Origin of the sequence: Salinibacterium sp. ZJ450, assembly GCF_011751885.2 — a bacterium.
Classification (GTDB): domain Bacteria; phylum Actinomycetota; class Actinomycetes; order Actinomycetales; family Microbacteriaceae; genus Ruicaihuangia.
The window spans coordinates 1431729-1454014 of the sequence record NZ_CP061771.1 but is presented as its reverse complement, the minus strand read 5'-3'; the positions used below and the strand labels follow the sequence as shown (position 1 = coordinate 1454014).

The following is a 22286-nucleotide window of genomic DNA, read 5'->3' as shown; positions in this document are numbered from 1 at the left end:
AAGATATACCCCATAGGGGTAATACCGATACCCCCGCCCGGTATATTCAGGAGGCCCGGAATGAACCACGACGTCACGCCCCACGGCTACGTGAACAACAAGGACGAGCTGCTCAAACGACTCCGTCGCGCCGAGGGCCAGGTCCGCGGCATCCAGCGCATGGTCGACGAAGACGTCTACTGCATCGACATCCTGACCCAGGTCTCCGCGGCCACCAAGGCGCTGGAGACCGTAGCTCTGCAGCTACTCGATGACCACCTAAGCCACTGCGTGGCTGCGGCCACCCGCGAGGGCGGAGACGTTGCCGACGCCAAGATCAAGGAAGCGTCGGCCGCCATCGCTCGGCTCGTCCGATCCTGACCACTCACCCATCACCCACCACACCAGGAGTACAGCAATGTGCGGAACCAATGCCTCGAACGACCTCGGCCTCACCGACAGGAACGGCGGCTGCGCCTGCGGTCACGGTCACTCCCCCGCCACGACTGCTGCGGCAGCGGGAAATGACCTGGTCACCACGAACCTTCCAGTGACCGGCATGACCTGCGGGCACTGCGTGTCGAGCGTGACCGAAGAACTCAGCTCGCTCGACGGAGTGGAGTCGGTCAGCGTGCAGCTGAACGTCGGCGGCGTCTCAACCGTGACGGTTGCCAGCACGATGCCGCTTGACCCAGCGGCCATCCGCGCTGCCGTCGATGTGGCCGGATACGCCCTGGCGCAGGCGTAATTCTCATGGCGGATCTCGTACTGGACATCGGGGGCATGACCTGCGCGTCGTGCGCGAATCGGGTTGAGCGCAAGCTGAACAAGCTCCCCGGGGTGCAGGCGACGGTGAACTATGCCACCGAGAAGGCCCGCGTCACCGTCCCCGACGAGGTCACGGTCGACCAGCTGGTCGCCACGGTCGAATCCGCCGGATACACCGCGGAGTTGCCACCACCGCCACGCGCCGAACCAGAGTCGGATGCCGCGGCCACGGTTCCGGACACGCTCGCGTCCCTCCGGCTGCGGCTGATCCTCTCAGCGGCACTGACCGTTCCGGTGGTCGCGCTCTCGATGATCCCCGCTCTGCAGTTCACCAACTGGCAGTGGCTGGCGCTCACTCTCGCCGCCCCGGTGGCGGTCTGGGGCGCGTGGCCGTTCCACCGGGCCGCGTGGGTAAACGCCCGCCACGGCGCCGCCACCATGGACACGCTGGTGAGCGTGGGGGTGCTCGCCGCGTTCGCGTGGTCGCTGTACGCGCTGTTCTTCGGAACGGCCGGCATGCCGGGGATGCAGATGACGTTCAGCCTGATCGCTGAACCGGGCTCCGGTGCCAGCGAGATCTACCTCGAGGTGGCAGCCGCCGTCACCGTGTTCATCCTCGGCGGCCGCTACATCGAGGCTCGCACCAAGCGCGAGTCCGGGGCGGCCCTGCGTGCCCTGCTTGAGCTCGGAGCTAAAGACGCCAGCGTGCTGCGCGACGGTGTCGAGGTGCGCGTGCCTGTCGCAGCCTTGGTGCCCGGCGACCAGTTCCTGGTTCGACCGGGCGAGAAGATCGCCGCTGACGGCCTCGTGCTGGAGGGTGCCTCGGCGGTGGATCTGAGCATGCTCACCGGTGAGTCGATGCCGGGTGAGGTGGGCGTCGGCGACCGAGTCGTCGGCTCCACCGTGAACGTCGGGGGCCGACTGGTCGTCGAGGTAACCAGGGTCGGTGCCGACACGGAGCTCGCGCGTCTGGCTCGCCTGGTTGAGGAGGCGCAGACCGGCAAGGCCGAGGCGCAGCGGCTCGCCGACCGGGTGTCGGCGGTCTTCGTACCGGTGGTGATCGGTTTGGCGCTGCTCACACTGCTCGGCTGGCTGCTCATCGACGGGTCGGTCGAGGCCGCGTTCACCGCAGCCGTCGCGACCTTGATCATCGCCTGCCCGTGCGCGCTCGGCCTCGCGACACCGACCGCCCTGCTGGTCGGTACCGGACGTGGCTCCCAATTGGGAATCCTGATCCGCGGCCCTCAGGTGCTGGAGTCCACGCGCAAGGTCGACACCATTGTGCTCGACAAGACCGGCACCGTCACCAGTGGACGGATGCAACTACTCGACGTGCTGACAACGGATGAGGCCGACCGGGCCACTGTCCTCATGCTGGCCGCAGCGGCGGAGCACGGCTCCGAGCATCCGATCGGTCGTGCCATCGTGGCGGCGGCTGAACTGGAGGGGCCCGTTCCGCCCGCAAGCTCCTTCGCTTCTGAGCAAGGCAATGGCGTCACCGCAACGGTCGGCGATCAGGCCGTGATCATCGGCCGGGCGTCATGGGTTGAAGCCCGGTGGGCGCTCGCCCTTCCGGACGGCTTGCGCTCGGCGGTTGACACGGCGGAGGCCGGTGCGGGCACGGCCGTGGTTGTGGGCTGGGACGGCGCCGTGCGTGGTGCCCTTGTGGTCGGCGACAGGGTGAAGCCCACCAGCGCGGAGGCGATTCGGCGTTTCCGCCGACTGGGGCTGGCCCCGGTGCTCCTCACCGGTGACAACAGTGGAGCCGCCCGGGCGGTCGCGACATCCGTTGGGATCACCGATGTGCGGGCCGAAGTCACCCCGGCCGGAAAGTTGGCGGCGATTCGCTCACTGCAGGCCGAAGGTCGAGTGGTGGCGATGGTCGGCGACGGGGTGAACGATGCCGCAGCGCTCGCGGCAGCCGACCTCGGCATCGCCATGGGGGCCGGAACCGACGCCGCGATCGCCGCGAGCGACCTCACGGTGATGAGCGGCGATCTGCTCTCCGTCGCCGACGCCATCCGCTTGTCACGACGCACCCTCGGCACCATCAAGGGAAACCTGTTTTGGGCGTTCGCCTACAACGTCGCCGCTATTCCGGTGGCGATGCTGGGGCTGCTGAACCCGCTGCTTGCCGGAGCCGCGATGGCGTTCTCGTCGGTGTTCGTGGTGACGAACAGCCTGCGGTTGCGCAGGTTCCGAGCGGAAGCGGTGGTTTCTCACGCCGCACGTCAGTGACGAGCTGTCATGCTTCACGTGATGCAGACAGCATGGCCTCGACGATGTCAGTCACATCGTGCTGCACAGTCGGTGGCAGAACTATTCCACTCGGATCAATAGAGCTGAATCCCACGCCCATCATTCCTCCCGGTCGGTCACGCTGTCAGAGCGCGACGAGGTTGTTCTCATACGCGAACACGACAACTTGCGCTCGGCTTCGCAGATTGAGCTTTTGGAGCACTCCCCTGACATGGCTTTTGACCGTGGCTTCGCTGATGTAGCCGGCATCGGCGATCTCCGCATTGGTCAACCCGCGGGCGAGGAGCAGAAACACCTCACGCTCCCGTTGCGTGAGCGGTTCGAGGACGTCCAGGTGACGGTCTCGTGGTGCAGGTCGGCCGAAGTCGTGCACGATCGCGAGGGTTTCTCTCACGTCGGGAATCGCATGCCCGCCGTGCACATCTCGAATGGTTCCGATCACCTGATCGGGCGTGGCGTCCTTGGTGAGGAAGGCGCTCGCCCCCGCTTGGAAGGCGTCGTAGACGGCGAGGTCGTGCTTGATGGTGGTGAGCACGATCACGCCGGGCGTTTCGTCCGCGTGCCCGCTGGCGCTGATTCGTCTCGTCGCGTCGAGGCCGTTCATGACCGGCATCCTCAAGTCCATCAGCATGATGTCTGGCCGTTCCTTGTCGTTCAAGGCGACGGCCGCCTCACCGTCGAGCGCAGTCCCCACACAGTCCATGCCGTCCTGAGCTTCAATCAGCATGCGCAAGCCAGCGGAGAACAAGGGCTGGTCGTCGACCACCGCGACGCGGATGCGGGCGTCAGACACGGGTGAGCTCCCTGAGGCGAGGCACCGAACCGGTCGCACTGACCTCATCGGTGGGCACGAACGCGGTAACGAGGAAGGTGTCATCCTCAGGCGAAGTCGCCGCGGTGAGCCAGCCTCCCGCCAGGTGTGCGCGTTCCTTCATGCCGTCGATCCCGATGCCGCGGCTGCGTGTCATCGACCCGTCTACCAGCGGCGTTTCGCCGTGAGAGGAGGCGTGAGAGGAGATAAGTATTGCGAGCCCCGGGCCCTGCCAGTCCAGGACTACCCTGACGGCGCCTGTGGGGCCACCATGTTTGAGCGCGTTGGTCACGCTCTCCTGCACGATTCGATAGACCGCCAACTCCTGCGATGGCGTCAGAACGCCCGGGTCGCCAACGACCCGCAACGACGCGTCCATTCCGATCTCGCGCATCCGCGCGATCAGCGGAGGGATGTCGCTGACATTCTGGTGTGAGGCAGCGACGTCGCCGTCATTGTGAATGCGCTCCACCAGCCGTCGCACCTCGACCAGAGCCGCCCGCCCCACCTCGGCGATGTTGTTCAGTGATTCGCCCGCCACATGCGGTTTGTCTGGCTGCAGTGCCAGCGCTCCCTGCGCCTGCGACACGATGACGGCAAGGGAATGTGCGAGAGCGTCGTGCACATCGCGGGAGATACGGGCGCGATCCTGAGCAAGCCGCAACTCGAAGTCGGTCTCAGCGAAACTCACCTCTCGGGCCCGCAGCGTCTCGCCAATCAGCCAGGTGCGACGGATGGCGGCGCATGCGAAGCCGATTCCCCAGGCCGCGACGTAGATTCCGAAGGCAGCGAGTGCCAGGGTGACCAGGTCTTCCCACTGCGAGCCCGGATAGCTCGGCTGCCCGATCCACGACGACCATTTGTACGGCTCAGCTGCCCTCGGCCTCACCATCGCGATGGCGACCTCTGCAGAGAACAGAGCGCCAAGGGGAAGCGCGGCATATCTCACGATGCCCTCGGGACGGTTGGCGACAATGAACGCGACGACGGCCGCCGCGAGGTAGGTAGGCCACGTCGTTGACCCGAGCGCGGTGAGCACTCCGAGAATCTGCAGCGCCGGCACCAGCAGGACGATTCCGACAGCCGCGTGAGGAAGGACTACCGAACACCCAATCGCGACGGCGAACAGGGCGAAGACAACCATGTTGCCAGCCAGATTCGACCTGCCTGCCTCGGCGATAACCCACAGCGTGAAGAAAATGGCGCCGCCGACCGGTGGCACCCACCAGCTCAAGCCCGTACGAGTGATCTTCATGTCGTCAGAATAGGTGGCTACAGGAGCCCGTCCCGGCGAACGCGAGCCGTTTTCATCCGAAAGGATGACGAGACAGCATTACCGGCCGCGTTTCGCCCTGCGGCGTTCTCGCCAGGTCATCGCGGCGCGGGCAGCCTGCTCGTGCTCTCGTTGCTCCTGGATGGCGCGCAGCCGGGCATCGCGACGCTCCCGCCACTTCGCGATCTCCTCGTCGATGTCGCGAATGGGCGTGACGACGGGTGGTCCTCCGAGCAACTGCCGGCGGGCGTCGATGACGCGTGTGTTGAAGTCCTCCAGGATGCCGCGGACGACGACATCCGATGTCTCCTGATCCAGCCGGTCGTCCAGGCGAGCGTTCTCGGTACGCAGTGTCAGCGCCGGCGGACCGAGTCCGGTGAGGTTTTCGCGCTCGATTTTCTGGCGCACCCACCAGTCGGGGTCGTACACCCGGTCGAGGTTCTTCAGCGGCTTGCCGGTGCCGGGAAGGTTGTCGAACTCGCCGCGGCGGATCGCCTGCTGGATGGCGGTCTCGGCGATCTGAGCACGTTGCGCCGCGGTCGGCGGGTCCAGCTTGGGCTTGTCAGCGTCTGCCTCATGCCCGTCTGCCTCATGCCCGTCCAGGTCTGGCCCGTCCGGCAGCAACCGGTCGACCACGTACCGCGCCGCGCGGAGCTGCGCGTCCTCCGGCGAGTCCTTCCCCGTCATGTTTCGAGCCTAGGTTTCCGCGACAGGCTTCGAAACGCAGCCGACCGCTTCAGTAACCACTCGGCAGGTAATAGCGAGCTCGGGAGGAAGATTTTGCCAGAAACCGTCCTTCCGAGCGCCCGAACTCCGACCGAGTTGTCGGGATTCAGCAGCTCCGTGGGCTGCCGCGGGCTCAGCTCAGGTCGACCGTGCGCTGCCGGTCCCACGGCACCGCCCAGTCCAGAGCGTCGAACATGCGGTCGAGGACCAGCGCGGTGAACCCCCACACGAGTACTTCGCCGACCTGGAACGCCGGCGAGCGGTACTCCCGGCCATCGCGATGAAACACCGCGGTCACCCGGTGGCCCGGATCCAGCAGGTCGGCCACCGGCATCCGGAACACGTCCACCGCCTCACGGTGGTCCACCGCGGCGACCTCTGACACCCGCGTCCACCATGCCAGCACCGGGGTCACCAGATTGTTGCTGACGGGCAGGCCCAGCTGGGGCAGCGTGCCGAGCACCTCCACACCGGTGGGGTCGAGGCCGGTCTCCTCGACGGCCTCACGCAGGGCCGTCGCGGTGATGTCACGATCGGATGCCTCGACTCCCCCTCCCGGGAAACCGATCTGGCCCGCGTGGTGCCCCATCGTGGCGGAGCGGCGTTGCAGCAGCACGTCGAGGTCACCGGCAACCGGCGCGCTGGATCCGGCGGGAGTCGAATCGAGCACGCCGAACAGCACGAGCACGGCAGCCTGCCGGGCATGAGCCGGGTCCAGGAGCGTACGGCTCGGGGCCGCCCAATCCACCCCGCGAGCGCCCAGCGCGAGCAGTTCGGCGCGCGCGTCGCGGGGGGAATGCATCATGCAGCCAGCCTATTCACTCGTGTGAGCGAGGTCGCCGTCCTGTCGGTGCCTGCTGGCAGACTTGCGCCATGACCAAGACGTTTGGCACGCCGGGCGGCACGCCCGAGCGGCCTGCCCTCTTCTTCTCGGGGCCGGTGGAGTTCCGTGCCTGGCTCGAGGTCAACCACGCCACCGAGACCGAATTGTGGATGGGCCTGTTCAAGAAACACGTGCCCGACCGCGGACTCACCTGGGAATCGGCGGTCCCCGAGGCGTTGTGCTTCGGCTGGATCGACTCGGTAAGCCAGCGCATCGACGATGACACGCGTCGCCAACGCTGGACTCCGCGCAAGCCTTCGAGCGTCTGGTCGAGCGTGAACATCGCGCTCGTCGAGCAGCTCACCGCCGAGGGGCGCATGCGCGAGGCCGGCCTCGCCGCGTTCGAGCGTCGGCGGGAAGACCGGTCCGGCGTGTACTCGCACGAGAATCCCATTCAGGATTTGCCGCCGGAGGCTGCGGCGCGGATGGCAGCGGATGTCGCGGCATCCGCCTTCTGGCACGCAGCGACGCCCACCTACCGACGGCAGGTGACCCACTGGGTGCTGTCCGCCAAGCAGGAGGCCACCCGCGAACGGCGGCTCACGCAGGTCATCGAAGACAGCGCGGCGGGTCGGCTGGTTGCCCCCATGCGTTTCGGTGAGACACCCAAGTGGGTGGCTCGGGCCGCGGAGGCTGCGCGAGAGGCACAAGGACCGCGGCCAGCACAGTGAAACGGCGGGCCACCGTCCGGTGGCCCGCCGCCTCAGTGGGGAGAAGAAGCGTTACTCCGCGTAGCTGAGACCGAAGCCGTAGCGGAAGAGCGCCCCGTCGTCGGTCTCGTCATAGCCCGGTGTGTCGCTGTTCTGCTGGATGATCGCCTCACGGGTTCCGGCCAACGCGAAGGGCATGCGGCCCTGCGGGTTGAACTCGCCGGAGACGACATCCATGAGCGCCGTCGTGCTGTTGCCGAAGTTGGCAAGGATCGCACCTGCGTCGAGCAGGCCGCTGGCCTCGTCGAGCACGAACGGCTGGCGGAAGTAGATGTCGAGAACGACGTTCTCGGCACCGACCTCGGCCATCACCTGCTGCACCTTGTCGAGGGAGGGGGTGACCTCCCACGACTGGGCGTCTGCCATGCCGCTGAAGTCGATGATGCTCGACTCCCACGGGAAGGAGCCACCGAAGCGCAGCCCGTTGTCGGTGCAGGCACCGCCGGTGTGGACACACGCGTCCGCAGCGCCGTACGGGCTCTGCCCGTCGAGGCCGTCGTAGCCCTCGATGACGCTCGGGTTGATGTGCTCGGGGTTGAGCCCCGTGGCCGGGCTGTTGCTAACGTAGGAGCCGGTGTTTACGTTCCGCGCGGTCATCGAGATCAGCGCGACGTCGGCGTCTGCGGCAGTGCGCTGCTCGGCCGGGTTGTTGCCATTGATGACGTCGTAGCCGGCGGCCGCAACCTGCGCGGCATCGACGTTGCCGAGCACGTACACGGTCTCGCCCCCGTCGAGCGGCAGGACGGTGTCACCGTTGATCTCCTGGTTCTGCAGCAGCACGGTGGACTTGCGCTGCATGTCGACGGCCGCCGCACGGTTCTCGTCGTTGCCGACGGTGGCCGTGGCGACTGCGGGGTCGACGTACGGGTCCTCGAACAGGCCCAGCTCGAACATCGGGGCGAGCAGCCGGTTCGCGGCGAGGTCAACGCGCGCCTCGCTCACGAGGCCGGCGTCGACCAGGTCGATGATCGTCTGCACCTGGTTGAAGCCGGAGAGCGTGTCTGTGCCGCCGTTGATCGCAGCGGCGACGCGCTCAGGGATAGTAGCGTCCTCGAGGCCCCACGCGCGGTCGTTGATGATGCCGGTGTCGGAGTTGACGTAACCCTTGAAGCCCATCTGGTCGCGCAGCAGCCCGTTCACGATTTGGTCGGAGAAGGCCATGCCGACCTCGTCATAGTCCACGCCTTCGTAGGTCACGTCCACCGGGACGCCGTAGTACGGCATGATCGAGGCCACACCTGCGTCGATGGCTGCCTGGAAGGGCTTGAGGTGGTAGCCGAAGGCATCCCCGGGGTAGACCTGCGCCTTGCCGAAGGCGTAGTGCGGGTCAAGGCCCAGTTCCTGCGGGCCGCCGCCCGGGAAGTGCTTCATCGTTAGCGCGACCGACGTGTCGGGGCTCAGTGAGTTGCCGTCCTTCCCGATCGGGCCCTGCAGGGTCTGGACGAGTTCGCCCATGATGTTCGCGCCCAGGTCGGCGTCCTCGGTGAATGTCTCATGCGTGCGGTACCAGCGCGGCTCGGTCGACAGGTCGGCCATGTAGCCGTACATGCCACGCAGGCCGATGGAGGCCCACTCCTCACCCATGACCTCGGAGAATTCCTCGATGACGGACATGTCGCCGTCGGTCGCCTCACCGGTTGCCTTGGCCTGCTCGCCCAGCGCGGCTGCGGCGAGGCCTGCTTCCTTCGGGAAGGCCGAGAAGGCGCCCGGGGCCTCGTTGATGCCGACCCTGGCCTGAGCGTCGATGTGGTTACGCGCGTTGGACTTGTACAACACCGGGATCCCGAGACGTGTGGCCTCGCTCAGCGCCTGGATGCTGTTAGTGAAGGTGGCGGCCTCTGCCGGCGTGATCGCGGGCGTGCCGGTGCAGGTGGCCTTGTCCTCGCTGGTCACCACGTTGCGGAAGATGAATCGGTGCATCTGCTGGTTGTTGATGAAGTCGATTCCGTTGGCAGGCACCGTGCCTCGCTGTCCGGTGGGCGAACAGGCCGCATTGACCGTGTCGATGAGCATGAGGCCGGCCTTCTCCTCGAGCGTCATCTGTTCGACGAGATCGGCGACTCGCGTCTCGACCGGCTTCCGCCAGTCCTCGTAGACATCAAGTGCGCCGTTGCCGTTCAGGTCCTTGAACTGGCGTCCGTTGACCTTGATGATCTGCTTGGCACGGGCCTCCAGCGTCGGGGGCTTTCCGTGGTTGCCCTGATTCGTGGCCGACGCGGCGACCGCGCGCTCGTTGTCTTGCTTGGGGGCGGCGGCGACGGCGCCGGCGCCCATGATGAGGGTCAGCGGCAAAGCGACGGCGAGGCCCACCAGGCCTCGCCGTCGCATCGCACGCGAATCTGATCTGGTCATGACAGTTCTCCCTTGAACGCATATCGGAGGCGCCGTGGCGCCTCCCCACTGCACCGACGACCGATTGCGGTCGCCGATACCCGGGCCACCCCGGTTGCCCCCCAGTTTGGGGGAGCCGCGGTCGCATCGAAAGCGGTTGCCGTCTGTTGTCGCCCTCTTCCCTCTGACACCGACGCGAGCGCACCATGGAAATACGGGAAGGAGCAACCGTGAGCGAATGGACCACCGATGAGCTCGACCGGATCGGCCGTGCAGAAGAGCTGAAGCTTGCCTCGCTCCGCCCCGATGGCTCGCTGCGCCCGTACGTCACCATGTGGGTGGTGCGCGCGGGCGACGACCTCTATGTGCGTTCCGCGTACGGCCCGGACAATCCCTGGTACGTGCGCGCGAGAGCCAGCGGAGCCGGCCGCATCCGTGCCGGCGGCGTCGAGCGTGACGTGAGCTTCGCGGACGCGGCTGGCGGGGTCCACCCGGCCATCGACGCTGCCTACCACGCCAAGTACGACCGTTATGGTGCGTCGACCGTGGGATCCATGGTCGGCGATCGGATCGCGCCGCTCACCATCCGCCTGCTGCCCAGAGCCCCGGCGGGCTAACGGACCCCATCCGGGCAGGGGATGACGGATGGTCGGCCTCGAACTTGTCGTACTGCTGGGCGTGGCGGTGCTGGTCAGCAGCGTGCTGGGGCGGCGACTTCGGATCGCCCCTCCGCTGCTTCTGCTGGCGAGTGGCGTGCTGCTCGGGTTCATCCCAGCCCTGCGCGACATCCACCTGCCCGGTGAAGTGGTGCTGCTGTTATTCCTCCCGGCGCTGCTCTACTGGGAGAGCCTGACGACGTCGCTTCGCGAGATCCGGGCGAACCTCCGAGGCATCATCCTGATGAGCACCGGGCTGGTGGTCGCCACCGCGGGGGCGGTGGCGGCCACCGCTCACGCGCTGGGCATGCCGTGGGGACCGGCGTGGGTGCTCGGCGCAGCCGTGGCGCCCACCGACGCGACCGCTGTGGGCGTGTTCGCCCGGTCGCTCACCCGCCGACCGACCACGGTGCTCAGAGCCGAAAGCCTCATCAACGACGGCACCGCCCTCGTGATCTACGGCGTCGCCGTGGGGGTCACGATGGGCGACGTCGAGCTCACCGCGTTGACCGTATCCGGCCTGTTGGCTCTCGCGTACGTCGGCGGCGTGCTCGCCGGCATCGTGACCGCATGGCTCGCGATCCAGGTGCGCCGGCGGCTGGATGACCGGATGCTGGAGAATGTCGTGTCCGTGCTGACGCCGTTCAGCGCGTTTCTGCTCGCGGAACTCGTGCACGCATCCGGCGTCCTGGCGGTGGTCGTGTGCGGCCTCATCCTGAGCCAGGCGGGGCCGCGGCTGGTGCGCGCCGACACTCGGCAGCAGTCGCAGGCGTTCTGGTCGTTGTCCACATTCCTGCTGAACGGCTCCCTGTTCGTTCTGGTCGGGTTGGAACTGCAGTCCGCGGTGCGCGGTGTGACCGCCGGTGACCTGATCGACGCGCTGATCGCCGTGGGTCTGGTGACCGCGGTGGTGGTTGCGGTGCGTTTCGCTTTCCTGTTCGGCACGACCTACCTGATCCGGCTGATCGACCGTCGCCCGCAGCAGCGGCTGCGCCGGGTCAGCAACCGTTCCCGTGTGGTCAGCGGGCTGGCAGGCTTTCGCGGTGCGGTGTCGCTGGCCGCCGCCCTGGCGATCCCCGCGGTTGACGAGCAGGGCCTACCGTTCCCCCAGCGCAACCTGATCATTTTCATCGTCTCCGGTGTCATAGTGGTCACCTTGGTCGTGCAGGGATTGCTGCTGCGGAGAGTCGTGACATGGGCGCGGCTGCCGCGCGATACCTCGGTGGATGAGGAACGCGAGTTCGCTGAGCGCAGGGCCACCGAGGAAGCCCTGGCAGCCATCCCAGAGGTTGCGTCGGGTCTCGGCATCGACTCCGAGGTCGTCGACCGGCTGCGTCAGGAGTATGAGGAACACCTGCGGGTTCTGCAGGCCCGCGGCGACGATGTCGACGATGAGCAAGCCCTGCGGCAGGACGAGCAGTACACCGCGTTGCGTCTCGCTCTCCTCGGGCGCAAGAGGGCGACCATCGTCAGGCTCCGTGACGAACGCCGCATCGACGACACCGTTCTCCGCCAGGTGCAGAGCAAACTCGATATCGAGGAAGTCCGACTGTCCAGACGGGACATCGACGAGTGAGCGACAGGCTACCGTTAGAGGATGACGCCTCCTGACACGACCGCGCAGACCGAGGCAGACACCACTGCCGACGCGGCGATAACCTTTTCTGATCTCGGCCTCTCCGATGCGGTGCTGAAAGCCATCCGCGATGTCGGCTACGAGACCCCCTCGGCCATCCAGGCCGCAACTATTCCTCCGCTCCTCGCTGGCCGCGACGTCGTCGGCCTCGCGCAGACCGGGACCGGCAAGACCGCCGCGTTCGCCCTGCCGATCCTGTCGCGTCTTGACGTGTCGCAGAAGAAGCCGCAGGCCCTCGTCCTCTCCCCCACCCGTGAGCTGGCGCTGCAGGTGTGTGAGGCGTTCGAGCAGTACGCCGCTCACATGCGCGGCGTGCACCTGCTGCCCGTGTACGGCGGACAGGCCTACGGCGTGCAGCTGTCGGCACTGCGCCGCGGCGTGCACGTGGTCGTCGGCACCCCCGGCCGCATCATGGACCACCTCGCCAAGGGCACCCTCGACCTGTCCGAGCTCAAGTACCTGGTGCTCGATGAGGCCGACGAGATGCTGAAGATGGGCTTCGCCGAGGATGTCGAGACGATCCTCGCCGACACCCCGGACGACAAGCAGGTCGCCCTGTTCTCCGCGACCATGCCAGCGCAGATCCGCCGGATCTCGAAGAAGTACCTGCACGACCCAGAAGAGATTACGGTCAAGGCGAAGACCACGACATCCGCCAACACGACGCAGCGCTATCTGATGGTGTCGTACCCGCAGAAGGTCGACGCGCTCACCCGCATCCTCGAGGTGGAGAACTTCGAGGGCATGATCGTGTTCGTCCGCACCAAGAACGAGACCGAGACTCTCGCCGAGAAGCTGCGGGCCCGCGGCTACTCCGCGGCGGCGATCAGCGGCGATGTGGCGCAGGCGCAGCGCGAGCGCACCGTCAACCAGCTGAAGACCGGCAAGCTCGACATCCTGGTGGCCACCGATGTAGCGGCGCGCGGTCTCGATGTCGACCGGATCAGTCACGTCGTGAACTACGACATCCCGATCGACACCGAATCCTACGTGCACCGCATCGGCCGCACCGGCCGGGCCGGGCGCAGCGGCGCCGCGATCAGCTTCGTGACCCCACGCGAGCGTCGCCTGCTCGTGGCCATCGAGAAGGCAACCCGGCAGCCGCTGACGCAGATGCAGTTGCCGAGCGTGGAAGACGTGAACGTCACCCGCTTGGCGCGGTTCGACGACGCGATCACCGAGGCGCTCAATAACGAAGATCGCATTGCCGTGTTCCGCGACATCGTCGGTCACTACGTGGCACATCACGACGTTCCCGAGGCGGATGTCGCTGCCGCGCTCGCCGTCGTCTCACAGGGCGACACCCCGCTGCTGCTCTCCCCGGAGGAAGAGCGAGCGCAGCGCTACGCCGAGCGCGAGGCCGGAGCCGAACGCGGCGGCCGCTCGGACCGTGGTGACCGGGGCGACCGCGGGGACCGGGCTGAGCGGGGCGAGCGCCCCGAGCGCCGACCGCGCTCGACCAAGCCGATGACGCCGTATCGGATCGAGGTCGGCAAGCGGCACCGGGTGGAGCCGCGACAGATCGTCGGAGCGCTCGCCAACGAGGGTGGCCTCAGCCGCGACGACTTCGGCGCCATCCAGATCCGCCCGGACTTCTCGATCGTGGAGCTTCCCGCCGACATGTCCGGCGATGTGCTCGACAAACTGCAGGACACCCGCATCAGCGGCAAGCTGATCGAGATCCGGCCGGATCGCCGGAGCGCCCCACGATTCGACGACCGCGGTAACCGCGGTGACCGGCCGGAGCGCAAGCCCCGCAGCTAGCTGACTGACCGTGTAGGGACGCAGACGAGCTTGGAGTTTGCGTCCCTGCACGTGTTTGTGACCATTAGTGGAACACGTGTTGTGACCGTTACCGGAACACGTACTTATGACCGCTACTTGAACACGTACCTGTGACCGTTACGGGAATACGTACTTGTGACCCTTACTCGAATCTGACGGGGGTGTCGGGGTAGTCGGTGGCGACGATGCCGTGTGGGCTGGTCCATTCCAGCACGCCGGGGCTGGTTTGTTTCACGGTCCAGCCGGGTAGGTGTTTCAGGGTGTGGCAGGGCGGACACAGACTGGATAGGTTGTCGGCTTTGGTTTTGCCGTGGTATTGCCAGTCGAGGGTGTGGTCGATCTCCGCGCGGGCGGCGCTGCGGTTGCAGATCGGGCAGCGACAGCGGCCGTCCCTAGCGCGCAGGAACCGGGCCAGCTGTTTGGAGGGCCGGTAGGTGTCGACGGCGAGGACCTGGTCGCTGACCGGGTGAGTGAGCACCCGGACCAGGGTGGGGGCGTCGGCGGCCAACCGGATCGCCTCCTGCAGGCCGATCGGGCCGGACCCGGCGATGGTGGCCGGTTCGTCGCTCTTGCCGAGCAGGGTGAGCACCGGGATCAGGATGGACACCTCGGCGCGGATGCCGACCCCGGCCTGGTGTGGAGCGTCCGGGCAACCGGAGGGCTGCCCGGTCAGGAACAGTTCGGTCGCCAGATCCGCCCGTACCTGGTCCAGGCTGCGCGGGTCGTCGGGGTTTGCCTTCTTGATGGCCTTGCCCTGTTGGGTGAGCCGGTCCCGGATCGCGACCGCGTGCACGGTGGCGATGGTGTGGATCACCTCGGACATTCCGTCGCCGATCTCTCCGATCCGCACCGACCGGTCGGCGACCGCCTTGGTGTGCCGGTCCTCGAAGGTGACCTCGCCGAGCTTTGCGGCGGCGACCTGCGTCAGTTTCCGCAGCCGTCCCGGGGTGATGTTCCCGGCCCGTTCCAGTACCGCGTGTTCGTAGCGGGCCCGCAGTTCCGGGTCGCCGATCACTTCGCCGCTTTCGACGATCACGCGGGCATGACCGATGCCGATGCTGCCGGTTTCCAGCGCGGTCACCGTTGCCGGGAACTTGTTGACCAGGGTTTCGGCGGTGTTGATCCGGGTTTGGAAGGTGCGGTCGGACAGGTGCGCGGCCATTGCCAGTTCGGCGGTCAGCGACCGGTAGACGATGGCCAGGTCCGGGCGGGGCCCGGCCTCGGTGATGGCCAACTGGACCAGGTTCGCCAGCGCCCGCGCCTGTTCGGCCTCCAGCGCGGCGCGGTCCTGTTCCAGTCGGGCCACGTGCTGGATGCCCGCCGCGATCGGATCGACAGGTTGCTCCTCGAACGGATCGGCAGGTAGCCGCTCAGGGCTCGGGTCTACCGGTCGCCGTTCCGCGCGCGGGTCGACCGACAGCCATGCCGCGAACGGGTCGACCGGGATGACCTCATCGAACAGATCGGGCGGCTGCGTTTCATCGATCGGGTCCAGGTACTGCATCTCTGCGAGCAGCGCCTGGATGATGGTGTCGTAGTCCTCCGCCGACAACGGATCGCGAGGCAACATCGCTTCCCAGTCCTCCGCCAACTGCGGATCCGGAGGCAAGTCGTCCCAGTCGGCGGCGTCCGGATCGCCCCGCTGGTCACTGGTTCTTTCCATGACCACAGGGTGAACCCCGCCACCGACATTCCAGAGGGCCCTGGGAATGCATTTCAGAGGCCCTGTGAACTAGCGATCCGGCGGCGTTCGGCGACGCGTCGCGTCGCATGGCAGGTGATGCGACGCCCCACTAATCTGAGATGCGCGGCGGGGCACCATCAGGCAGCGCAGCGTCTCGCCTGCCCTCTCGTCACCGGTGATCCAGGAGTACAGCATTCGTCGTCCACGTCTCGGCCCGATCGGTGGCAGTAACCGCATTCTGCTCATCGTGGCGCTGGGCATCCTGAGCGGTGTGAGCCCGATGGCCACCGACATGTACCTCGCCTCGATGCCGCGGCTGGTCTCCTATTTCGAGACGTCGGCCTCCGCGGTGCAGCTGACCCTGACCACATACATGGTGGGCATGGCGCTCGGTCAGTTCCTGCTCGGACCGGTCTCGGATGTGCTCGGCCGACGTCGGCTGATGATCGCCGGCAACGTGCTCTTCCTCATCACCTCCGCGGCCATCGTCTTCGCCCCGAGTATCGAGGTGGTGATCGCCATCCGTGGCGTCCAGGGCGTGGCGGGCGCCGCGGGAGTGGTGATCGCGCGTGCCGTCGTCTCCGACATCGCAACCGGCCGGGACGCGGCGAAACTGTTCTCGATCCTGGCAACCATCAGCTCGCTGGCGCCGGTTGTGGCGCCGCTGCTCGGCGGCGTGATCGCCACGGTCGCGCCCTGGCAGGTGGTCTTCTGGGCGCTGACGGGGTTCGGTCTGTTGATGCTCGCCTGCTCGGTGTTCGTGCTGCCCGAGACGCTTCCGGTCGAGCTGCGACACGGCGGCGGGGTGCGCTCGATGGCCGCATCCTCGTGGACGGTCATGCGCTCCCCGGGTTCATGGCGTACGCGCTGACCTACGGACTCGCATTCGGGTCACTGTTCGCCTACATCTCCGCATCGTCCTTCGTGGTGCAGAACGTGCTCGGCATCGCACCGCTGGGGTATGCGGTGATCTTCGCGGTGAACGCCGGCGGCATGATCACCGGCGCGCTCGTGAATGCCCGGTTGGTGAACCGGATCGACCCCGGCGCCATTTTGCGGATGGTGGTCGTGGTGGCCTGCCTGATCAACCTGGTGGGGCTCGGCCTGATCCTGGCCGGGATCACCGGATGGCCGACCCTGCTGCAGTTCTTCCTGTTCCAGTCATGCATGGGATTCATCAGCGGCAACGCCATCGCGTTGGCGCAAGGTCGTGCGCGGGGCCGAGCCGGCGCGGGCTCGGCCGTGATCGGGCTGGTGCAGTTCCTGTTCGGCGGCCTGGTGAGTCCGCTGACCGCACTCGCCGGCGAGCACTCCGCGGTACCGATGGCAGTGGTCATGGCCCTCTGCTCGACGCTCGCGGTGGTCACCGCGCTCGGCGCGCATCGCGAGCGACGGTAACCGTACCGGCGTCGCCATCGACCCTGATGACCTGACCGCTGGTGAGGCGTTGGGTTGCCACGCCGGTGCCGAGCACGGCGGGGATGCCGTACTCCCGGGCGACGATCGAGCTGTGACTGAGGGGGCCACCGACATCCGTCACCACAGCCGACGCCATCGCGAACAGCGACGTCCACGCGGGCGTGGTCATCCGGGCGACCAGCACCTCGCCCGGCTGCATCTGCCCGAACTCCTCCGGCCCGGCCAGCACCCGCGCCGGCGCGCTAACCTGCCCGGCACTCGCTCCCACCCCGCTGATCACCTCACCCTGCTGGTCTTGGGAGCCCGCGGGCATCCACCGCACCGACAGCCGCGACACCAGCCCCTTCTGCGGCAGCAGCTGCGGCGGGTTGGCGCGGCGCCTGCCACGCCAGAGCATCTTGCGCTTCTCGATGGCGTCAGCGCGCACCGGTCTCGGTGCCCCACTGATCGATACCGGCGGTGAGGCTGCGACATCCGTTTCTGGCCCGGCCACTCCCCCGCCGCTCGGATTCGCCAGCCCGAACGCGATCGCGCTGACCAGCTCGGTGCGACGCAGCCAGAACACGTCGGCGGGCGCGCCGATCACGCCGGAGCGAGCCAGCCGGCTGCCCAACTCGAGCAGCATCCGACGCATCAGCGGCCAGCCCAGCCCGATGTCAGCCAACGCGTCCTCCCGCATCGGCGCCGCCCGCTGCGCCCAGCGCATCAGCCGGCCAAATGCCGTGCGACGCACCCTGCCGAGCCTGCGGCGCATCACCCGGGTGTGCGCGGCGCGACGCGCTGCCGATGCCGCCTGACGCTGATGCGGGTCGACTCCCTGCCCGCTGAGGTAGAACCGCAGGGTGGCGAGCAGCGTCGACGGGTTGTCGGCGGGAACCGGGCTGGCGAAGTCCAGGTTGTAGACCGCATGGCCGAACCGGTCGAGGTGGCTGCGGAACCGGGTGTGCCACTGCTGCCACGCCTCGGCGTCCACCCCGGCGGGCGCCGCCCCGGATGCCAGCGCCTCGGCCAGGTCGGCTTCCGGCGCCGCCAGGATGGCGGAGGCCAGGCCGGGCTCGTCGCGGGTCCAGGCGGCGAGGTCCCAGAGCGATTCCTCGGCGCGGATCGGCTCACTCTCGTAGCCGAGCAGGAAGGTCAACGCGGGCGGGTCGCCCGGGCGGCGCACGAACCGCTCGTAGAAGGCCCGGAACAGTCCCTCGCTGGTGGCCGCAACCGGGATCACCGACTGCACCGCCGTGTAGTACGAGGTGCCGGCGTCGAGCAGCGCGAGCACCCCGTCAAGCAACCGCTGCGCGGGCATGGCCTGCACCGGCTCTGCCGCCCACTGCTCGACCACGTGCACGTAACGAGGGTGCGCCTGCTGCTGCCAGCCGGCCAGCCCCATCTCCGCGCCGCCGCGGAACAGCACCCCGAGCGCGGCGGGCGATTTGAGCAGCAACCCCCAGAAGAACGCCGGCCGGTAGTAGTAATAGGCGTACCCGTTGACGGTCGGCAGCCCGAGGTCTCCGCCACGCGGGCCTCCGCTCGCGAACACCCTCGACAGCAGCGATTCCAGCGACCGGGTCACCGAGCTGTCGATGAGGTCAGCGAACAGCGGCGACAGCGGATCGGGTAGCTGCTCCACGATGCTCGCCCGAAAGTACAGGCCGCGTCGCGCTGGCGTCCACGTGGTCGGCGTCTCGGCCGCGGGCTCCGGCAGGGCGGTGATCGGCCTGGCCTGGACCACCTGGAACTCGGCATCCGTCAGCGCCCATTCGATGTCCTGTGGGGCGCCGAAATGGTCGGCAATGCGGGTGCCGAGCTGGGCCAGCCGGGCCGCAGCGCGGTCGTCGAGCACGGGTTCGCGGCGGCGTGCGTCCGGCACCGGCTGCTCCCGGGTGCCTTCGTCGGCGAGCACGGTCATCACCTGTTTGTCTGCGGTCCGCCGCGACAGCACGGCGCCGGTGTCCGCGGCGATCACCAGGTCGTCGGGGGTGACCGATCCGCTGACCACCGACTCTCCCAGCCCCCACGCAGCGGAGATGACCACCTGGTCGCGACGTCCGCTGGTCGGGTTCGCCGTGAACATGACTCCGGATGCCGCGGACTCAACCATCTGCTGCACCACGACGGCCAGCGACACGGTGTCGGGAGCGATGCCTTCCCGTGCGCGGTAGGCCATGGCGCGGGCGGTCCACAGCGACGCCCAGCAGTTGACCACCGCGTCGGTCAGCGCCCGGATGCCGCGAATGTTGAGGTAGCTGTCTTGCTGGCCGGCGAAACTTGCCGTCGGCAAATCCTCGGCGGTCGCCGAGGAGCGCACCGCCACCGCGACATCCGCTCCGGTCAGCTCCTCGTACGCCTGGCGGAGCTCGGCCGCGATCGCCTCTGGCATGACACCGGCGGTGAAGAGGGCGCGGATTTCGGCGGACGCCGCAGCGAACGCCTGCGGTTCGGCGGTCGGCGCCACGACTGCCAACGCGCGGATGTCGGGTTCCAACGAGTTGGCATACACGAAGGCCTCGTACGCGTCGGTGGTCAGCACGAAACCGTCGGGCACCGCGAACCCGGCGCCCACCAGCTCACCGAGGTTGGCGCCCTTGCCACCGGCCAGCGCGACATCCGCTCGCCCCAACTCGCCGAATCGTGTGATGTACATGCCACCCATCCCTCGTCATTTTGAACCTAACCCGGCTCGCACCCGAGCGATAGGGACCACCGCACCCCGCAAACACCAGAGCGCTGGCGCGCTTCAGGGGGCACACTGGCAAGATGACGAAACATTCCGAGCGCACTCTGATTTTGTTGCGGCATGCCAAGTCCGACCGGTCGGGCAACGAACCGGATGTCGCGCGCCCGCTGGCCAAGCGCGGACAGCGGGAGGCTCCGGAGGCCGGGCGCTGGCTGGCCGAACAGGTCGACAGCATCGATCTGGCAATCGTCTCCCCCGCCACCAGGGCTCGCGACACCTGGGAGCTCGCCTCGGCAGAGTTCGACACCCCGCCGTCGGTCAGGTTCGACGAGCGCGTGTACGCGGCATCCGCCAAACAGCTGCTCGGGGTGGTGCGTGAGCTGCCCGACGACGTGCACACCATCGTCCTGGTCGGCCACAACCCGGCGATGGAGGAGCTCGCCTCCTTGCTCGCCGGGGACGACGTGTCCATGCCGACGTCAGCCCTCGCGGTGTTCCGGGTGCGGGCCTCGTGGGCGGCCCTCGATTCCGACGCGACGACTCTCACGGCGTCGGGCCGGGCGGACGGGTCAGCGCTGACTTGAGCGTGCTGACCTGAGCGTGCTGAGCTGAGCCATATCTCACCAACAACCGTGGAGGTGCAGCGTGAGTGACCGTGATGATTTTGTTCAGTGGGTTAATACCCATCTCAGGGATGCCGAAATCGCCATACACAACGGCGATGCGGCACCCCGGCGCGCGATCTGGTCTCGCCGCGATCCCGTCACAGTTCTGGGCGCGTGGAAGTCGGCGACTGGTCAGAGTGAGGTGAAAGCGCTCTTCGCCGATTTGGAAGCCAGTTTCTCTGACTGCACGTCGTACACGTTCGAGCTAGTGGCCGCTGACGTGATCGGGGACATGGCGTACACCGTCGGATATGAGCACACGCAGGCGTCGGTCAACCACGAACCGCGCGCGTACACGCTTCGCGCCACACAGGTGTACCGCCGCGAGGACGGCGAGTGGAAGGTAGTCCACCGGCACGCCGACACCGTTCCAGACACAGAGTCGTCGTAACGCTGCCGTCCGCGTTTTGGGTGTTGCTGGCGGTTCAGCGCCGGCGGTTCCGCGCGGACGCGTCTGCGCGCACAATGGGCGCATGACGAAAAAGATGACATGGAACGAGATGAGCCCGTCCCAGCAAACCGGCGTGCTCGTGACCGGCTCGATTCAACTGGCGCTCGCAGCCACGGCGTGGATTGACCTCGCCAAGCGTCCGGCGGAACGCGTGAACGGGCCGAAGGCCCTGTGGGCGGCGATCATCGGGATCAACTTCGTGGGCCCGATCGCCTGGTTCATCTGGGGTCGCCGCCGCTGAGCACACCGATCGAGCGCAGTGCGGTCGAGGCTCCGGATGTCGTCGGCCGAGGTTCAGTGCGGCGACGGCGTTTGGCGGGCTTGCGCCGTGTCTGCCTTGTCATGCTGGCGCCGGCTGGCGAAGAGCAACGGGACACCGATGAGCTCGACGATGCCGCCGATCACCAGGGATGCGCCGTAACCGCCGATGTCTGCGGCGCGGCCCAGCGCCGGTTGAATGAACACGCCGCCGAGGCTGCCGAACAGCGAGTCGAACGACAACACGGTCGCGCGCTGCTTGGAGGGGATCATGTCGTTGAGGTAGGCCTTCCGCACCGGCTCGGCAACGGCGAAGACGAAGCCCCACACCACCAGCAAGACGAGCGCGAGCCAGAACACGCTGTTGATTCCGAGTAGCACGAGCGTGGCGACGCTGGTGAGCGACGCGACGATCACCGTGGTCGTGCGCCTGGCGAACAGGCCGCGAATCCGGGCCGCCAGCACACCGCCGGCAACCTGCGCCAGGGACAGGATGGCGGCGGCCAGACCGGCGATGGAATAGGCGGATGGGTCGCCGTACAGCTCGAGCAGGTAGGGCTGCAGGGCGTAGAACGCGTAGATTCCCACCCCGGACGCGAACGGCGCGGCGAGAATCACGTAGCGCACCGAGCGGCGCTTCAGCCCGTGCTCGACGGACTGGGTCAGCACGGTGCGGGTGGCGGTCAGCGGTCCGGTCGAGCGATCCGGGGTGAAGCCCAGGTCCTTCATCACGACGAACGCGAACACGAACATGACGATGAGCACGCCGGCGCGAACCAGGAACGGAACGCCCAGGTTCGTCGCCTGGGCGATCACACCGCCCAGTACCGAGCCGGCGAACATGGCGATGCCGGTGACCACCAGCCCGCGGCCGAACACGGCCTCCAGATCGCCGGTGTACCCGGTAAAGGTGAGCGCGTCGACGAGCCAGGCCTCCACCGCGCCGGAGAAGAAGGTGAAGCCGAGGCCGAGCAGCACGGACACCAGCGCCCACCAGCCGAACGGGGCATGCCAGACCCACAGCATCCAGTACAGCGCCGTGGTGACCGACAGGGTGATCGTGCCGAGCAGGTACGACGCCTTCCGCCCCACCGTGTCGGCGACAACCCCGGTCGGGATCTCGAAGATCACCATGCCCACGGTGAAGAAGGCGTTCGCGGCGAACGCCTCGAAATTCGACAGTCCCGCGTCGAGCAGGAACAGGGTGTTGATGCCCCAGATGAAGGATGCCGCGAGCGTGTTGCCGAGCAGAAGGATCAGGTAGATGCGCTGCACGCGCCGCGCCGCCGGGTTCATCGCCCGGGACCGATCGGCACGCGGC

18 protein-coding genes and 1 pseudogene are annotated in these 22286 nt (G+C 67.5%); 11 read left to right on the top strand and 8 right to left on the bottom strand.

Annotated elements, in window-relative coordinates; translation table 11 throughout:
* Positions 1-60 precede the first annotated feature (60 nt).
* From HCT51_RS06885 to HCT51_RS06875, 3 genes are read left to right on the top strand one after another with little or no spacing between them, the layout of a single operon-like run.
* Complete coding sequence (locus tag HCT51_RS06885; RefSeq protein ID WP_166872605.1) at positions 61-360, top strand: metal-sensitive transcriptional regulator; 300 nt, start codon at positions 61-63, stop codon at positions 358-360.
* A 37-nt stretch (positions 361-397) separates the two neighbouring features.
* Positions 398-727, top strand: coding sequence for a heavy-metal-associated domain-containing protein (locus tag HCT51_RS06880; protein WP_224760718.1), 330 nt, complete (start codon positions 398-400; stop codon positions 725-727).
* Positions 728-732: 5 nt separating this feature from the next.
* On the top strand, positions 733-2985 hold the full coding sequence (locus tag HCT51_RS06875; protein WP_166872607.1) for a heavy metal translocating P-type ATPase: 2253 nt from the start codon (positions 733-735) through the stop codon (positions 2983-2985).
* Between the two features lie 145 nt (positions 2986-3130).
* Here HCT51_RS06875 and HCT51_RS06870 read toward each other — a convergent pair whose 3' ends face one another.
* From HCT51_RS06870 to HCT51_RS06855, 4 genes are all read right to left on the bottom strand, one after another.
* Entirely contained in the window at positions 3131-3772 is a 642-nt protein-coding gene (locus HCT51_RS06870) for a response regulator (protein ID WP_255523554.1), read from the bottom strand.
* A gap of 19 nt (positions 3773-3791) precedes the next feature.
* Positions 3792-5072 carry a sensor histidine kinase gene (locus HCT51_RS06865; RefSeq protein ID WP_166872615.1) on the bottom strand — a complete coding sequence of 427 codons (1281 nt, stop codon included), beginning with the start codon at positions 5070-5072 and terminating at the stop codon, positions 3792-3794.
* 78 nt (positions 5073-5150) lie between these two features.
* Entirely contained in the window at positions 5151-5777 is a 627-nt protein-coding gene (locus tag HCT51_RS06860; RefSeq protein WP_166872618.1) for a DnaJ family domain-containing protein, read from the bottom strand.
* Between the two features lie 172 nt (positions 5778-5949).
* Complete coding sequence (locus HCT51_RS06855) at positions 5950-6621, bottom strand: NUDIX hydrolase (protein ID WP_166872621.1); 672 nt, start codon at positions 6619-6621, stop codon at positions 5950-5952.
* A 68-nt stretch (positions 6622-6689) separates the two neighbouring features.
* Here HCT51_RS06855 and HCT51_RS06850 point away from each other — a divergent pair, with 68 nt between their 5' ends.
* Entirely contained in the window at positions 6690-7370 is a 681-nt protein-coding gene (locus HCT51_RS06850) for a YdeI/OmpD-associated family protein (RefSeq protein ID WP_166872624.1), read from the top strand.
* A 51-nt stretch (positions 7371-7421) separates the two neighbouring features.
* Here HCT51_RS06850 and HCT51_RS06845 read toward each other — a convergent pair whose 3' ends face one another.
* Entirely contained in the window at positions 7422-9761 is a 2340-nt protein-coding gene (locus HCT51_RS06845; protein ID WP_208322687.1) for a glycoside hydrolase family 3 protein, read from the bottom strand.
* Positions 9762-9970: 209 nt separating this feature from the next.
* On the opposite strand from HCT51_RS06845, the gene HCT51_RS06840 reads away from it, so the two are divergent.
* Genes HCT51_RS06840 through HCT51_RS06830 form a run of 3 tightly spaced genes read left to right on the top strand, consistent with a single transcriptional unit; the run spans position 9971 to position 13796 of the window.
* Positions 9971-10357: a DUF2255 family protein gene (locus tag HCT51_RS06840; protein WP_191413808.1), complete on the top strand. Its 387-nt coding sequence runs from the start codon at positions 9971-9973 to the stop codon at positions 10355-10357.
* A gap of 28 nt (positions 10358-10385) precedes the next feature.
* On the top strand, positions 10386-11972 hold the full coding sequence (locus HCT51_RS06835) for a Na+/H+ antiporter (protein WP_166872630.1): 1587 nt from the start codon (positions 10386-10388) through the stop codon (positions 11970-11972).
* Positions 11973-11993: 21 nt separating this feature from the next.
* Positions 11994-13796, top strand: a complete 1803-nt coding sequence (locus HCT51_RS06830) for a DEAD/DEAH box helicase (RefSeq protein ID WP_166872633.1) — start codon at positions 11994-11996, stop codon at positions 13794-13796.
* Positions 13797-13959: 163 nt separating this feature from the next.
* Here HCT51_RS06830 and HCT51_RS06825 read toward each other — a convergent pair whose 3' ends face one another.
* On the bottom strand, positions 13960-15480 hold the full coding sequence (locus HCT51_RS06825; protein ID WP_166872636.1) for an HNH endonuclease: 1521 nt from the start codon (positions 15478-15480) through the stop codon (positions 13960-13962).
* 301 nt (positions 15481-15781) lie between these two features.
* Between HCT51_RS06825 and HCT51_RS18965 the strand changes: the two are divergent.
* Positions 15782-16899 (top strand): annotated as a pseudogene (locus HCT51_RS18965) (multidrug effflux MFS transporter).
* Here HCT51_RS18965 and HCT51_RS06815 read toward each other — a convergent pair.
* Positions 16865-19558: a PEP/pyruvate-binding domain-containing protein gene (locus HCT51_RS06815; protein WP_166872639.1), complete on the bottom strand. Its 2694-nt coding sequence runs from the start codon at positions 19556-19558 to the stop codon at positions 16865-16867. The pseudogene HCT51_RS18965 and the gene HCT51_RS06815 sit on opposite strands and share 35 nt — an antisense overlap.
* 113 nt (positions 19559-19671) lie before the next feature.
* Between HCT51_RS06815 and HCT51_RS06810 the strand changes: the two genes are divergently transcribed.
* The 3 genes from HCT51_RS06810 to HCT51_RS06800 all read left to right on the top strand — a co-directional run bounded on the left by HCT51_RS06810 (position 19672) and on the right by HCT51_RS06800 (position 20948).
* Positions 19672-20175 carry a SixA phosphatase family protein gene (locus HCT51_RS06810; protein ID WP_166872642.1) on the top strand — a complete coding sequence of 168 codons (504 nt, stop codon included), beginning with the start codon at positions 19672-19674 and terminating at the stop codon, positions 20173-20175.
* 61 nt (positions 20176-20236) lie between these two features.
* Entirely contained in the window at positions 20237-20647 is a 411-nt protein-coding gene (locus HCT51_RS06805) for a YybH family protein (protein WP_166872645.1), read from the top strand.
* 82 nt (positions 20648-20729) lie between these two features.
* A complete protein-coding gene (locus HCT51_RS06800; RefSeq protein WP_166872648.1) occupies positions 20730-20948 on the top strand; it encodes a PLD nuclease N-terminal domain-containing protein in 219 nt (72 codons plus the stop codon).
* Positions 20949-21001: 53 nt separating this feature from the next.
* On the opposite strand, the gene HCT51_RS06795 is transcribed toward HCT51_RS06800, so the two are convergent.
* The gene (locus HCT51_RS06795) at positions 21002-22261 is read right to left on the bottom strand and encodes an MFS transporter (RefSeq protein WP_166872976.1); all 1260 of its coding nucleotides are present in this window, start codon (positions 22259-22261) and stop codon (positions 21002-21004) included.
* Positions 22262-22286 lie beyond the last annotated feature (25 nt).

Coding starts and splice junctions, on each gene's coding strand:
- HCT51_RS06810 (WP_166872642.1), top strand. CDS start 19,672: ATGACGAAACATTCCGAGCGCACTCTGATTTTGTTGCGGCATGCCAAG.
- HCT51_RS06885 (WP_166872605.1), top strand. CDS start 61: ATGAACCACGACGTCACGCCCCACGGCTACGTGAACAACAAGGACGAG.
- HCT51_RS06815 (WP_166872639.1), bottom strand. CDS start 19,558: ATGTACATCACACGATTCGGCGAGTTGGGGCGAGCGGATGTCGCGCTG.
- HCT51_RS06835 (WP_166872630.1), top strand. CDS start 10,386: ATGGTCGGCCTCGAACTTGTCGTACTGCTGGGCGTGGCGGTGCTGGTC.
- HCT51_RS06830 (WP_166872633.1), top strand. CDS start 11,994: ATGACGCCTCCTGACACGACCGCGCAGACCGAGGCAGACACCACTGCC.
- HCT51_RS06855 (WP_166872621.1), bottom strand. CDS start 6,621: ATGATGCATTCCCCCCGCGACGCGCGCGCCGAACTGCTCGCGCTGGGC.
- HCT51_RS06880 (WP_224760718.1), top strand. CDS start 398: ATGTGCGGAACCAATGCCTCGAACGACCTCGGCCTCACCGACAGGAAC.
- HCT51_RS06865 (WP_166872615.1), bottom strand. CDS start 5,072: ATGAAGATCACTCGTACGGGCTTGAGCTGGTGGGTGCCACCGGTCGGC.
- HCT51_RS06795 (WP_166872976.1), bottom strand. CDS start 22,261: ATGAACCCGGCGGCGCGGCGCGTGCAGCGCATCTACCTGATCCTTCTG.
- HCT51_RS06800 (WP_166872648.1), top strand. CDS start 20,730: ATGACGAAAAAGATGACATGGAACGAGATGAGCCCGTCCCAGCAAACC.
- HCT51_RS06850 (WP_166872624.1), top strand. CDS start 6,690: ATGACCAAGACGTTTGGCACGCCGGGCGGCACGCCCGAGCGGCCTGCC.
- HCT51_RS06825 (WP_166872636.1), bottom strand. CDS start 15,480: ATGGAAAGAACCAGTGACCAGCGGGGCGATCCGGACGCCGCCGACTGG.
- HCT51_RS06860 (WP_166872618.1), bottom strand. CDS start 5,777: ATGACGGGGAAGGACTCGCCGGAGGACGCGCAGCTCCGCGCGGCGCGG.
- HCT51_RS06845 (WP_208322687.1), bottom strand. CDS start 9,761: ATGACCAGATCAGATTCGCGTGCGATGCGACGGCGAGGCCTGGTGGGC.
- HCT51_RS06875 (WP_166872607.1), top strand. CDS start 733: ATGGCGGATCTCGTACTGGACATCGGGGGCATGACCTGCGCGTCGTGC.